The sequence below is a fragment of the Ihubacter massiliensis genome, from assembly GCF_024125305.1.
Classification (GTDB): Bacteria; Bacillota; Clostridia; order Peptostreptococcales; family Anaerovoracaceae; genus Hominibacterium; species Hominibacterium faecale.
This window is the reverse complement of record NZ_JAMXVH010000001.1, coordinates 912,196-925,004: the sequence shown is the minus strand read 5'-3', so window position 1 is coordinate 925,004 and position 12,809 is coordinate 912,196. Positions and strand designations below refer to the sequence as shown.

14 protein-coding genes are annotated in these 12,809 nt (G+C 46.9%); 12 read left to right on the top strand and 2 right to left on the bottom strand.

What is annotated here, in order from left to right; genetic code table 11:
- The first annotated feature begins 7 nt into the window (after positions 1 to 7).
- Positions 8 to 499, top strand: coding sequence for a shikimate kinase (locus tag NIA71_RS04200; RefSeq protein ID WP_253019743.1), 492 nt, complete (start codon positions 8 to 10; stop codon positions 497 to 499).
- Between the two features lie 55 nt (positions 500 to 554).
- Positions 555 to 1,184: a hypothetical protein gene (locus tag NIA71_RS04195; RefSeq protein ID WP_253019742.1), complete on the top strand. Its 630-nt coding sequence runs from the start codon at positions 555 to 557 to the stop codon at positions 1,182 to 1,184.
- 62 nt (positions 1,185 to 1,246) lie between these two features.
- Here the strand turns inward: NIA71_RS04195 and recN are convergent, their stop codons facing one another.
- Together recN and NIA71_RS04185 are read right to left on the bottom strand one after the other, a co-directional pair.
- On the bottom strand, positions 1,247 to 2,866 hold the full coding sequence (gene recN / locus NIA71_RS04190; protein ID WP_253019741.1) for a DNA repair protein RecN: 1,620 nt from the start codon (positions 2,864 to 2,866) through the stop codon (positions 1,247 to 1,249).
- A gap of 10 nt (positions 2,867 to 2,876) precedes the next feature.
- Positions 2,877 to 3,326 carry an arginine repressor gene (locus NIA71_RS04185; RefSeq protein ID WP_148395332.1) on the bottom strand — a complete coding sequence of 150 codons (450 nt, stop codon included), beginning with the start codon at positions 3,324 to 3,326 and terminating at the stop codon, positions 2,877 to 2,879.
- Positions 3,327 to 3,499: 173 nt separating this feature from the next.
- On the opposite strand from NIA71_RS04185, the gene ruvC reads away from it, so the two are divergent.
- From ruvC to NIA71_RS04135, 10 genes are all read left to right on the top strand, one after another.
- Positions 3,500 to 4,012 carry a crossover junction endodeoxyribonuclease RuvC gene (gene ruvC, locus NIA71_RS04180; RefSeq protein WP_148395331.1) on the top strand — a complete coding sequence of 171 codons (513 nt, stop codon included), beginning with the start codon at positions 3,500 to 3,502 and terminating at the stop codon, positions 4,010 to 4,012.
- A gap of 3 nt (positions 4,013 to 4,015) precedes the next feature.
- Complete coding sequence (gene ruvA, locus NIA71_RS04175) at positions 4,016 to 4,621, top strand: Holliday junction branch migration protein RuvA (RefSeq protein WP_253019740.1); 606 nt, start codon at positions 4,016 to 4,018, stop codon at positions 4,619 to 4,621.
- A 16-nt stretch (positions 4,622 to 4,637) separates the two neighbouring features.
- Positions 4,638 to 5,669 carry a Holliday junction branch migration DNA helicase RuvB gene (gene ruvB, locus NIA71_RS04170; RefSeq protein ID WP_253019739.1) on the top strand — a complete coding sequence of 344 codons (1,032 nt, stop codon included), beginning with the start codon at positions 4,638 to 4,640 and terminating at the stop codon, positions 5,667 to 5,669.
- 4 nt (positions 5,670 to 5,673) lie between these two features.
- The gene (gene queA, locus NIA71_RS04165; protein ID WP_253019738.1) at positions 5,674 to 6,711 is read left to right on the top strand and encodes a tRNA preQ1(34) S-adenosylmethionine ribosyltransferase-isomerase QueA; all 1,038 of its coding nucleotides are present in this window, start codon (positions 5,674 to 5,676) and stop codon (positions 6,709 to 6,711) included.
- Between the two features lie 139 nt (positions 6,712 to 6,850).
- On the top strand, positions 6,851 to 7,159 hold the full coding sequence (locus NIA71_RS04160; RefSeq protein WP_253019737.1) for a helix-turn-helix domain-containing protein: 309 nt from the start codon (positions 6,851 to 6,853) through the stop codon (positions 7,157 to 7,159).
- Positions 7,156 to 7,470 carry a hypothetical protein gene (locus tag NIA71_RS04155; RefSeq protein WP_253019736.1) on the top strand — a complete coding sequence of 105 codons (315 nt, stop codon included), beginning with the start codon at positions 7,156 to 7,158 and terminating at the stop codon, positions 7,468 to 7,470. Before NIA71_RS04160 ends, NIA71_RS04155 begins: the two co-directional genes overlap by 4 nt.
- 11 nt (positions 7,471 to 7,481) lie before the next feature.
- The gene (locus NIA71_RS04150; protein WP_253019735.1) at positions 7,482 to 7,739 is read left to right on the top strand and encodes a hypothetical protein; all 258 of its coding nucleotides are present in this window, start codon (positions 7,482 to 7,484) and stop codon (positions 7,737 to 7,739) included.
- Positions 7,736 to 8,053 carry a PD-(D/E)XK nuclease domain-containing protein gene (locus NIA71_RS04145; RefSeq protein ID WP_253019734.1) on the top strand — a complete coding sequence of 106 codons (318 nt, stop codon included), beginning with the start codon at positions 7,736 to 7,738 and terminating at the stop codon, positions 8,051 to 8,053. Before NIA71_RS04150 ends, NIA71_RS04145 begins: the two co-directional genes overlap by 4 nt.
- Positions 8,054 to 8,115: 62 nt before the next feature.
- Positions 8,116 to 9,378 carry an ABC transporter substrate-binding protein gene (locus tag NIA71_RS04140; RefSeq protein WP_148395324.1) on the top strand — a complete coding sequence of 421 codons (1,263 nt, stop codon included), beginning with the start codon at positions 8,116 to 8,118 and terminating at the stop codon, positions 9,376 to 9,378.
- Positions 9,375 to 12,686: a response regulator gene (locus tag NIA71_RS04135; protein WP_253019733.1), complete on the top strand. Its 3,312-nt coding sequence runs from the start codon at positions 9,375 to 9,377 to the stop codon at positions 12,684 to 12,686. The genes NIA71_RS04140 and NIA71_RS04135 overlap by 4 nt, the downstream gene beginning before the upstream one ends.
- The last annotated feature ends 123 nt before the right edge of the window (positions 12,687 to 12,809 follow it).

Sequence of the window (12,809 nt, the reverse complement as noted above, 5' to 3'; positions counted from 1 at the left end):
AATTGGAATGGAAAACATCATATTGGTCGGCATGCCGGCCTGCGGCAAGAGCATTACAGGGGTTGTTCTTGCCAAGACCATGCGCATGAATTTTGTGGATACGGATCTGCTGATCCAGGAGCGGGAGCAGAAACCGTTGCAGCAAATCATCGATGAACATGGCATCGAGTACTTCAAACAAGCAGAAGAAGCTGTTTTGCTGGAGCTGAATGTTGAAAACACGGTCATTTCCACAGGGGGAAGCGCTATCTATTATCCCAAAGCCATCGAGCATCTGAAAAGGAACGGCCGCATCGTTTATCTCCAAGTGCGGCTTCAAACCGTATTAAACCGGCTTAACAACATAAAAACAAGAGGGGTAGCCATGGAAAAGGGGGACACCATAGGGGATCTCTATCAAAGGCGAGTACCGCTGTATGAGAAATATGCGGATATTACCGTTAAAGCCGACGGGTTGGCTGTTGAGCAGACCGTGGAGCAGATTGTAGCTTATTACTAAGGCGGTGCTCCGGGGAGCATATCCAAATGAAAAATTAGGAAAGGAACTTGTTGAGATGGAAAAGAAATCGAATGGATTTAAAGTTGCAATTATATGCATCCTGGGCGTTCTTGTTTTGACCGTGTGCGTCTGTCTGATCTACCAGACCTTTTTTAAAGACAGCGGAAAAAGCGAGCCTGCAGAAACATCTCTTGCGACATCCGCTGCCCAAGCACAGACAGAGGGCATATCTGAAGCGTATGAAGAATTTTCATGGTCTGCGAAAAAGAACCGCGGTTATACGATTCCAATGAACTCCGATCAGCTTAAAACTTTCAACTTTGGCGGGATTGAATCTGTGGAACTCACGTCGGACGGCAGAGCTATTTTACATTGCACTGCGGAATTGGGAGAAGTCTACGGTCTGACCCATGAAGTGGAGTCGGGCGTTCTGCGTGTATGCGCCTGCCCGTATGGAAACGGCGGGTATGGAGCTGTCTTTTTCATCATGGAAAATGGGTCTGTGGAAGCGCTGCTGCCTTCTGCCATCATTAACGAGTACAAAATAGAGAAAATCACTGATTTAGGCGGGGCGAAAGAGGTTGTCAACGTGGAGCGCATGACGGAAGGCGAACATGCCGGACTCGTCTGTGCCTCCGATATTAACGGCAACGTTACTGTACTGGATACCTACTTGCAAAAATAAGGATGAGATATAAAAGAGCTTGCGGTTTTTCAGAGTATATCTGAGACTGCAAGCTCTTTTGTTTATTTGGATGCTTCAATCAGCTCTTTCGCTGACTGGAGGGTGATGTCGGTAATGTTGATTCCGCCCAGAAGCCTGGCGATTTCCTGGACTTTTTCGTCAGGGCGCAAGTGGATGACCGTAGTATAGGTGCTGCTGTCATCGGATTCTTTATCGATCTTATAGTTGTGAGCGCCATAGGCCGCGATCTGCGGCAAATGGGTGATGCAGATAATCTGGTGATTTTCTGCGATCTGCTGCAGTTTTTTTCCCACAATGCTGGCAGTGATGCCGCTGATGCCTGCATCGATTTCATCGAAGATCATGGTGGGGATTTCGTCATAATCGCCGACGATCTTTTTGAAAGCCAGCATGATTCTGGACATTTCACCGCCGGAAGCGATCTTGGAAAGGGGCTTTAATTTTTCACCCTTGTTGGTGCTGATCATAAACTCGACTACATCTGTGCCGTTGTCTGTGAACTCGGTGCTTTCCTGAAACTCGATGGATAATTGAGCGTCTTTAAAATTCAGTTCTCCCAGCTCTGCGAGAATCTTTTCTTCCAGCTCGGCAGCGGCTTCTTTCCGCAGAGCGGATAATTCCTGACAAGCGGCTTTCAGATCAGCTTCGCATTTTTCTTTCAGTTCGGTCAGCTCCGTTTTTAAGCTGTCGATGTTTTCCACCTGCGTCAGCTTTTCTTCCAGCTCTTCGCCGTAAGCGATGATTTCTTCCAGAGAAGCATTATGCTTTCGCTTGAGGCTATTCAAGGTTTCCATACGGGAAATACATCGATCCAGATCCTCGGGGGAAAATACGGTCCTGTCCCGGCACTCGCGGATCTGGGAACACAGTTCTTCCATAATATAGTAGGATTCTGACATCTGTTGGTGGATGTCCGTCAGTTCCTTGGAATATTCTCCGATCTCTCCGATCATGTCCAGCGCCTTTTTCATGCTGCCAAGGGCAGGGAACTCTTCGCCGTTGGCCAGCTCATAGGCTCCGGCAAGATTTTCGTAGATTTTTTCACTGTTTTGCAGCACACTGATTTCTTCTTCCAGCGCCTCATCTTCACCTGGCGCCAGACCGGCCTTGTGAATTTCCTCCAGCTCAAAGGCCATGAAGTCCCGCTTTCTCTGATTTTCTGCCGCATCGGCGAGAAGCTGCTTTAGTTTGTTTGAAATATCCCGGTATTGGGAATAAAGAGACGCTACTTTTTGTTTGGCCGGTCCGATGGTGTCTTTTCTGTACATATCCACCAGTTTAATGTGATAATCCGGATTGAGCAGGGATTGGTGGTCGTATTGGCCGTGGATATCGGCCAGCTTCTTGCAGAGCAGATTCAAATGACCCAAAGTGACGATCTCGCCGTTGATCTTGCACAGATTCTTTCCTGCGGCCGATACCTCCCTGGTGATGACGTATTCTTCCCCCTTGTGGGTTCCGGCCAGCTGAACGATAGCCTTTTCCTTTCCGGAACGAACGAAAGCAGTATCCGCCCGGCTGCCCAGAGCCAGACTTACTGCTTCGATTACAATTGATTTACCGGCTCCCGTTTCGCCGGTGATGATGTTGAGTCCTTCGTGAAAGTCAATTTCCACGTTTTCAATAATGGCAAAATCTCTGATACTGATATGCGATATCATATGCTACCTCTTATCCAAGCATTTCATTGAATTCTTTTAAAAACTTTGGTGTGTTGTCCGCATCGTCGATGACGATCATCAGCGTGTTGTCTCCGGCTACGGAACCGATCACATGGGGAAATCCCAGTGAATCGATGGCTTCACCGGCAGCGTTGGCGCATCCGGACAAAGTTTTTACAACAACGATATTGCCGGAAGAATCGACGGATTTAATGGTTTCTCTGAATATATTTACAAAACGATCGGAAACCGGTCCTTCCATATTCATGGCAGCTGCATATTTATATTTTCCAGTGGAGGAGAGGGTCTTAATTAAATGAAGCTCTTTGATATCCCTGGATATGGTAGCCTGCGTCACGTCATAACCGTATTCTTTCAAGAGGGAAGCCAGCTTATCCTGTGTTTCCACCTCATATTCTTCGATCAGCTCTAAAATTTTATTTTGTCTTGAATAACGCATTGTATTCTCCTTCAATATACATTTTAAATTAATTTTATACATTTATAATTATACCATACTTTTGGGAAAATACCACATAAAAAAACCTTAATTGAGAATTGCGGAACGTATGTTTGTGTGCTATACTGAATTGAATGTGCGGATTGAAATCCGTGCTGTTTTGAGGAGGCTCTATGCGAATACTTGGAATAGACCCGGGATATGCGATCCTGGGCTATGGCGTCGTCGAAATGACCGGCAATCGCTTTAAGGTGATCGATTATGGCGCCGTGACTACGGATGCCGGCATGGAGATGCCGGACAGGCTGAAGATTTTGTATAATTCTTTGATGGAAATCATTATGCGCCATGAACCGGAGGTGGCCTCCGTAGAAGAATTATTTTTTAATACCAATGCCAAAACAGCGATTCTGGTGGGGCAGGCTCGGGGAGTGGCCGTGCTGGCCTGCGCGAACTCAGGGCTGGAGATTGCAGAATACACTCCGCTCCAGATCAAACAGGCTCTGGTGGGCTATGGCCGCGCAGAGAAAAAGCAAGTACAGACTATGGTCAAAACCATATTGAATCTAAAAGAAGTTCCAAAGCCCGATGATACGGCAGATGCTCTGGCGGCAGCCGTGTGCCACGGACATTCGGCAGGCAGCAGAAACCGGCTGAAAAGCTTGAACATGAAAAGCAGGAGGTAGGAAATGCTACATTACATAAAAGGTACGTTGGCTATAAAAACAGAGAGCGGCATTGTGGTCGATGCGGGAGGCCTGGGATACGAAATAACCGTTCCTGCCAATTCCAGCGTTTATCTGGCGAAGGAAGGGGAGTCCATCACTGTTTTCACGGCTATGATCGTAAGGGAAGATGATATTCGTTTGTTCGGTTTCGGCGAAAAAGCCGCCCTGGATACGTTTCACAAGCTGATTACGGTCAGCGGCGTAGGGGCGAAAGCGGCCATCGCGATTTTATCAGCCATGCCCCTATCAGAAGTCCATCAGGCCATTGTGCTGGAGGATGCCAAATCTTTGACCAGGGCCAACGGCATCGGCAAAAAGACGGCTGAGCGGATCGTGTTGGAGCTGAAAGATAAGTTCGGCCAGCTGGAACAGGCAGCTCTTCCGGAAGGCATGGAAAGCAGCGCTTCCGCAGACGGAGCCGCCGGGGACAGCAGGACGGAAGCAGTGAGCGCGCTGGTGGCGCTGGGTTATACAAAAGGAGAAGCGGTCAATGCCCTCGCAGCGGTGAAAGAGAAGGATTTGACTGTGGAAGAATACATTAAGCAGGCTCTGAAAAGACTGTTTTAACGATAAGGGATGAGTTATGGAAAACGAAGAAAGAATAACTGCGGCAAGCGCAGGCGAAAATGAAGAAGCCTCTGAGTTCACCTTGCGGCCTCAGACGCTGGAGGATTACATCGGGCAGAAAAAGGCAACTGAGAATTTGAAGATCTTTATTGAAGCGGCAAAGCTGAGGAGAGAACCCCTGGATCACGTTCTTTTTTACGGACCTCCGGGCCTGGGAAAGACGACTCTGGCCGGGATTATTGCCAATGAGCTGGGGGTGGATATTCGGATCACCTCCGGGCCTGCCATTGAGCGGGCCGGCGATCTGGCGGCGATTCTGACTAATCTCAATGAAAATGACGTCCTGTTTATCGATGAAATCCACCGGCTCAACCGCTCTGTAGAAGAAGTGCTCTACTCGGCCATGGAGGATTTTGCGCTGGATATCATCATCGGGAAGGGCCCCTCGGCCCGATCCATCCGCTTGGATATTGCCCGTTTTACTCTGATCGGTGCCACCACCAGAGCCGGAAGCCTCTCGGCACCGCTGCGGGACCGGTTCGGTGTCAGCAGCAAATTTGAAATGTATACCACTGGAGAACTGAAAAAGATCATCCGCCGTACAGCGGGTCTGCTCAATGTGGAGGTGGATGAGGAATCCCTCAATGAAATGGCAAAGCGTTCCCGGGGAACGCCTCGGGTCGCCAACCGTATTTTAAAGCGGGTTCGGGATTTTTCCCAGGTCAAGGGTACCGGAAAGATCGACCTGGCCATCACTCAGGAAGCCATGGCCGCCCTGGGGGTGGATCCTATGGGCCTGGAAAGTCTGGATCGGGAAATCCTGCGTATGATCATTGAACGCTTTAAAGGCGGCCCCGTCGGCATCGATACCATCGCCGCTTCCATCGGTGAGGAACGGGTTACCATTGAAGATGTCTATGAGCCTTATTTGATACAAGCCGGTTTTCTCCACAGAACCCAAAAGGGCAGGGTGGTTTCGGAGCAAGCTTACCGGCATTTGGGCATTGCCTGCGATGACCAGCAGGTGGAATTAAAGATAAAGGAATAGGAACATGCATATAAACGAATTCGATTATCATCTGCCGCAGGAGCTGATTGCGCAAAAGCCTGCGGATAAACGGGACTGCTCCCGTCTCATGGTTCTCAACAGAGAGAACGATACCATTGAGCATCGTCATTTTTACGACATTTTGGAGTATCTTTTGCCAGGGGACTGTCTGGTGCTGAATAATTCCAAGGTGCTCCCGGCCCGGCTTTTCGGAACCAAAGAAGAGACCGGCGCCAAGGTGGAATTCCTTCTAACCAAGCGGATCGAAGGCGACCGCTGGGAAACCATGGTAAGACCGGGAAAACGGCTCAAACCGGGAGATACGGTGGCTTTTTCTCCCGACTTTAAGGCGGAAAATCTCGATTATGGAAAAGACGGTACCAGGATCGTAGAGTTTCATTATCAGGGAATCTTTATGGAACGTCTGGAAGAACTGGGAAAAATGCCGCTTCCTCCATATATCGAACGGGACAGTGACCAGGAAGATAAGGAACGCTATCAAACGGTTTACTGCAAAGAAGAGGGTTCGGTGGCAGCGCCTACGGCCGGTCTTCACTTTACGGAAGAACTGTTGAGAAAGGCTGAAGAAAAGGGCGTTAAGATCGCTTATGTGACCCTTCATGTGGGAATCGGTACCTTCCGTCCGGTGAAGTGCGAAACCATCGAAGAGCATGAGATGCATTTTGAAGAATATGAGGTTTCCCAGGAAAGCGCCAGGCTGGTAAACGAGACCAAAGCAGCCGGCGGCCGGATCCTGTCCGTGGGCACGACCTCCACCAGAACCTTGGAGAGCGCGGCGGTTTTTGAAAACGGTCAGTACCGGCTCAAAGCGGGGGCAGGAAGCACGGGAATTTTCATCTATCCGGGCTACGAATTCAAACTGGTGGATGGGCTGATCACCAATTTCCACCTGCCAAAATCCACGCTGCTGATGCTGATTTCCGCTCTCTACGACAGAGAGAAAATCCTCAGCGCTTATGAAGTTGCGGTAAAAGAGCGGTATCGGTTTTTCAGTTATGGAGATGCGATGTTGATTGTATGAAACCCAATAGAATGTTGGCAGCAACATTCCGTTAAAGATCGGTGACCTTTTGCAGAACATTCAAAAGAACAAAGTGAAATGTATTGGCTTTATTCCGAAAACAAGGTACAATATCTTTATAAAATTGGGGGTGCCAGATATGGCAGAGACAATGACTGTAAAGGAAGCGGCTAAACGGTGGGGAATAACGGAACGCAGAGTAACGGTTCTTTGCGCAGAGGGAAGAATAGAGGGGGTTCATAAAAAAGGACGCAGCTGGAGGATTCCCGTGGACGCAAAAAAACCTGCGGACAGCCGCGTGAAAACCGGCGCATATAGAAAAAGTGAAATTCAGCTGGATTTGCCGTTTTTGAAAAGACGGATGAAAATACTTCTGTTTATTTCAGAGACAAAAAGATTTGGTCCTGCGGTAAAAAATATCGGGACTATCAGGGGAAATACCCGGTGATTTTCATCACCTTTAAGGATGTAAAACGTGATACCTGGGAGGAGACCTATGATCAAATTTCAAGCATTTTAAGGCAGGAATTTGAACGCCACAGTGAACTTTTGGAAAGTGAGCATTGTAACATTTATAAGAAAGCATATTTTAAAACTGTGGTGGAAGAGAAGGCGGACGATACGGACATGATGATGTCCCTGCAGAGGCTTTCACAAATGCTGGATGAGCATTATGGGATTCTATTGGCGTCATTTATCCGCAGATTCGAAACAACCCTTCTTCCGTATACAGTTTTCTGCTGGTTGCCGGATATCTGAAGGTTGTGAGAATGGATCCATCTTTTAGCGGGGATTATATGTGCGAGGTGGGGCTGCCCAATCAGGAGATCGCGTTTGTATATAACAAAGAAATCCTGCAAAAATTGACCGATATCATTCCCCAGGCTGCCGCGATCTCGATACAGGAGGCATTGTATTCCAATGATGCAAAAAGAGATGCACAAGCTGCTTCTCCAATCGGCAAGCTGCTACGGATACGGCCGGGGAAAACTTTTACCACGGTTTTGTTTTGGGGCTTTGCGCTATGATGGACAACCGCTACTACATTAGTTCGAATGGAGAGCCCGGGGAAGGCCGATATGATATCCAGTTATCGCCCAAGTCGGCGAATATGCCGGGTATTCTGATTGAGCTGAAGGCGGCCAGGAAGCTTTCCGGAGACAAACTAAAACAGCTCTCGGAGACAGCTTTGGCACAGATTGAGGATCGTAAGTACGATACCGATATGCTTCCAAGGGTGTTAAAACAATCTTTAAGTACGGAGTTGCTTTCAGCGGGAAACAGGTGGAGATTACGACAGATTCCTTATGCGTGTCACTGCGCAAAACGAGGAAGAAGATAGACAAAACATCGCGAGAAAACTAAACTTCAACGTGAACACAAGTGACAAACGGAGATTTAGATATGAAAAAAAGAGTGTTATTGGCATTTTTTTGCATGGTTCTGTTGGCCGGCCTTTTGGCTGGATGCGGCAGCAAAAACGTAGTAGTCAGCAATCAGGATGAAAATCAGGTAAAGTTTAATCTGACCTTTTTTGGCAATAAGAACGAACCGGAGAACGTTACAGTTATTGAAGAGATTATAACCGGCTTCATGGATGAAAACCCTGATACCCGTTTGTCTTATGAAAGCCTGAAAGGAACGGATTATTTTGAAGCCCTGGAAAAGCGAATGGCGGCGGGGAAAGGCGACGATATTTTTATGGTCAATCACGATACCGCTTTATCGCTGGGAGAGAACGGACAGCTGGCGGATCTGTCCCAGTTAAATTGCATTTCCTCCTACTCAGACAGCATGATCAGCCAGATGGAGGAAAATGGAAAAATCCTGTGGGTTCCTACTACGGTTTCCGCCTTTGGATTATACTGCAATGAAGAACTGCTCAAGGAATATGGACAAGAAATTCCGGACAATTTAGCAGAATGGGAACAGGTCTGTCAATTTTTTAAGGAGCAGGGAATCACACCGATCATCGCCAATAACGACATTTCCATAAAAACCCTGGCTATTGCCGTAGGGTTTGATTTGGTTTATCATGAAGACAGACAGAAAGAGCTGTTCGCAAAGATTAACAAGAATGAAGAACTGCTCAGTACTTACCTGAGACCGGGTTTTCTTCTGGCAAAGCGTTTTATCGACCGGGGATATGTTGATGCTGAGAAAGCGCTAAAAACCGAAAAGACTTCTGATGATCTGGAAGAATTCGTAAAAGGAGAATCCCCATTTATGCTGACCGGAGGCTGGGCTGCCGGCCGGGTCAAAAACATGAATTCGAAATTGAACTTTACCGTTGTACCGTATCCGGCAAGGAAGGATGGTTCGGTCCTGGTGGTCAATGCCGATACCCGGTTGAGCGTCAACGAAGGCAGCGCCAATAAAGAACAAGCCCTGAAATTTGTTGAATATTTTACAAGGGAAGATTCCATACAGAAGTTTGCCGATAATCAGTCATCGTTCAGTCCTTTGAAACAAGGCCAGCCATCCTCAACCGAAGAAATTCAGCCGCTGGTTGAATGTTATCAGTCGGGACGGACTGTGATTGGATCAGACAGCCTTTTAGAACTTCCCATTTGGGAAATAACCGCTGAAGCTGCGCAAAAACTGCTCTCCGGAGAAACCGTTGATACAATTATGACGTGGATGGATGAACAGCAGAGGATGAAATGATGATTTCTAATATATGGAAAAAAACGGCATTGGCGGCGGTGCTCATTGCATCTTTGCTGTGCTCGGTCACGGTTCTTTATATCAAAGACGTAAAGAATCAGTTGTGGCAGGAATCAATCAATACGATTACTGAGAGTACGAAGCAGGGGACCAGTGGATTGGGTCTTTTGCTGAGCAAAGATTTTCAGTCCTTGGAAACGATAAGCTCCTATCTCAGTAAAATCACTTCTAATGATTCGAAAACGCTGAACAACCTTTTGAGGACGCAGACCGAAGGCGGAATCCGCCTTTACCTTTCAAACGGTCAATGGATTCCCAGCGGTCTTGCCGATGCCCAGGCAGCTGACAGTCTGGAAAAAAACCAGAACACAGAAGGCGTCGTGGATCCGCATATCAGCAGCACTTCCGGCGTTAACGTGATTGATCTCTACAGAAAAGTGACCTTTTCCGACGGTCGAAACGGGTATCTAATTAAAGAATATGAAGTACGAAATATTGCTGATCGTTTTTCCCTTTCTTTTTATAATAATGAAGGATTTTCTTATATTGCCGATCATGATGGTGAGATTCTAATCCGTTCTTCTCACCCTAATAGTAACAAGACGGTAAAGAATTTATTTGATATGCTGCCTGAGGATGAAAACGATCTGCAAACTATAAACCAATTCCAGAAATCCCTTCAGAAAAAGGAAAACGGATGGGCTTTATTCAACTATAATCAAGAAGCGACTGTTTTCTGCTATGTTCCTCTGAAGCACGCTACGGATTGGTATCTGATTTCCATCATTCCCGAAGATATCATCAGTGAACAGAGCAACAAAATTCTTGCCAGGACCATGGTTCTGATGATTGCAGTCATCCTGGGTATTGCGGCGCTGGTTCTGTTTTATCTATGGCATGGCCGCAAGGCTAACCGCAAATTGAAAAGCCAGGCCAATTATATCAGCCATCTATATAATTCCATTCCAGAGGGAATTGCCGTGGTGACAATCGATGCACCCCATCAGTTTATTCAACTCAATAAAGAAGGGCTGCGAATGGTTCATTATCGTCAAGATGACGTTGACACAAAAGGAATGCTGCTCTCAACCATCATTCATCCGGATGACATGGAGGAAACAGAGCGAATTTTTAAGAATGCCGTTGAAAGAGGAACAAAGCAAACATTCCTGAATCGGATATTCAGAACGGACGGCTCTTATTTTTGGTCGTCGGGGATTGTTGAGAAAACCATGGATGAAAATGGTAAGCCGGTGCTGGTGGCTACCTTCCACGATGTAACCAAAGAAAAGCTGGCTGAGGAGGAAGAGGAAAAGGAAAAGCTTTTGGAACGCAGAACCCTGCTCAGCGCCATTTCCAACGCCTATCCGGTGATTATCAGCATTAATCTTTCTGCGGACCAAATCGATGTTTTGTATTTTGAACAAGAGCTGAAAATCGATATGGGCAATCCCAGGTCCTACACGGACTTATACGATGCCTTCGGCCGGATTTTGGAATCAGATGCCAAAGAGGAATATGAAAAGCGGTTTTCCATCGATCGTTTGAAAGAAATTTTAGGGAAAAAGAAAAAAGAAGTATTTATAGAAGCAAGGGCACTTTTGACGGATGGGAAGCAGCATTGGATTTCGGCCCAGATCATCCATGTGGATAATCCTTATTCCGAGGAACAGATGGCGATTTTGTTGTCCAGACGCGTGGATGAGCAAAAATATGAAGAAGAGCAAAACCGCAAAATGATGCAGAGCGCGCTGGAAAACGCCAATGCGGCAAATGAAGCAAAGAGCCGGTTCCTTTCCAATATGAGCCATGATATTCGAACGCCGATGAACGCAATTGTAGGGATGACGACAATCGCCAAGGCGCATCTGGATGATAGAGAACGAATCAAAGATTGCCTGGATAAGATTGATCTTTCCAGTACCCATCTGCTAAATTTGATTAATGATGTACTGGATATGTCAAAAATAGAAAGCGGCAAACTGATTATGAGGGAAGAACCTTTTAATTTGGCGGAGCTACTGATCGAGACGGTAAATTTGGTTCGCCCGCAGGCAAAATCTCATGATCTGGAGATTGACGTCCGGCTGGCGCCTCTGAGAAATGAACAAATCATCGGCGATCCGCTGCGGCTTCGGCAGATATGTCTCAATATTTTCAGCAATGCGGTTAAATATACCCTTGCCGGCGGCAGAATCCTCATAGAGGCAGAGCAGCTTTCCAGCACGCGCAAAGGATATGGAATGTATCAAATTCGCTGTACGGATACCGGTATCGGAATGTCTAAAGAGTTTCAAGAAAAATTGTTCCTGCCGTTTGAACGGGTACAGGATTCTTCGACCAGATGGATTGCGGGGACTGGCCTGGGCATGGCAATTACAAAGAATATTATTGATATGATGAACGGTCATATTGATGTCAAAAGCCAGACCGGCAAGGGATCCGTCTTCACGGTAACCCTGTCGCTTAAATTAGAGGAAGCAAGGCAGGAAATGGTACCCGAATTTTGGATCGGCGCCAGAGCCCTGATCATTGATGACGATAGGCAGGCTTGCAGCGCAGCGATCGAAATCCTTCGTGATATGGGTATTGAAGCGCACTGTACAGATAGCGGCAAGACCGCTCTGGAGATGATCCGCAGGGCCCAGGAAGACGATCAAGCTTATAAGGTGATCCTGCTGGACTGGAAGATGCCGGAAATGGATGGAGCGGAAACGGCTGTGCAAATTCGCAAAATTGTTGGGTCGGAAGTTCCAATTATATTCCTCACTGCATATGACTGGTCAGAGATTGAAGAAGATGTAAAGGAAAAAGGTGTAACCGGATTCCTTTCCAAGCCATTTTATCGTTCGAATTTCTGCTATCTGCTCAATGAGTTGAATGATCGGGGAGAAGAAGGGCCGGTTATCGATTGGGCGGATCAATACAGCAATAAACGGATTCTACTGGTGGAAGATAATATGCTCAATATGGAAATTGCCAGTGAACTGCTCAAGGAAGCAGATATCCAAATCGAAGAAGCTTTTAACGGCGATGAGGCTGTAAACAAATTCGAGGATTCTCCGGAAGGGTATTATGATCTCATTTTAATGGATATTCAGATGCCGGTTATGGATGGATATCAGGCTGCCAGTTATATTCGGGGACTAAAGCGGTCCGATGCGCAGGATATCCCGATTGTAGCAATGACAGCCAATGCTTTCGCAGAAGATGTACAGGAAGCGCTGCGGGCGGGAATGAATGATCATATTGCCAAGCCGATCGATATTGAGGTTTTGAATCGTACCTTGCAGAAATGGCTGCTGTAAATGGATGATGTTGATTTTGTGATATTCAATTCTGAAAAATTGACTTCCCCTTTCTGTTCATGTATAATCGAACCGTAGAAATTTTCATGCATCGCAGCTTTTGCAGCGATGCAGTCTTTATAT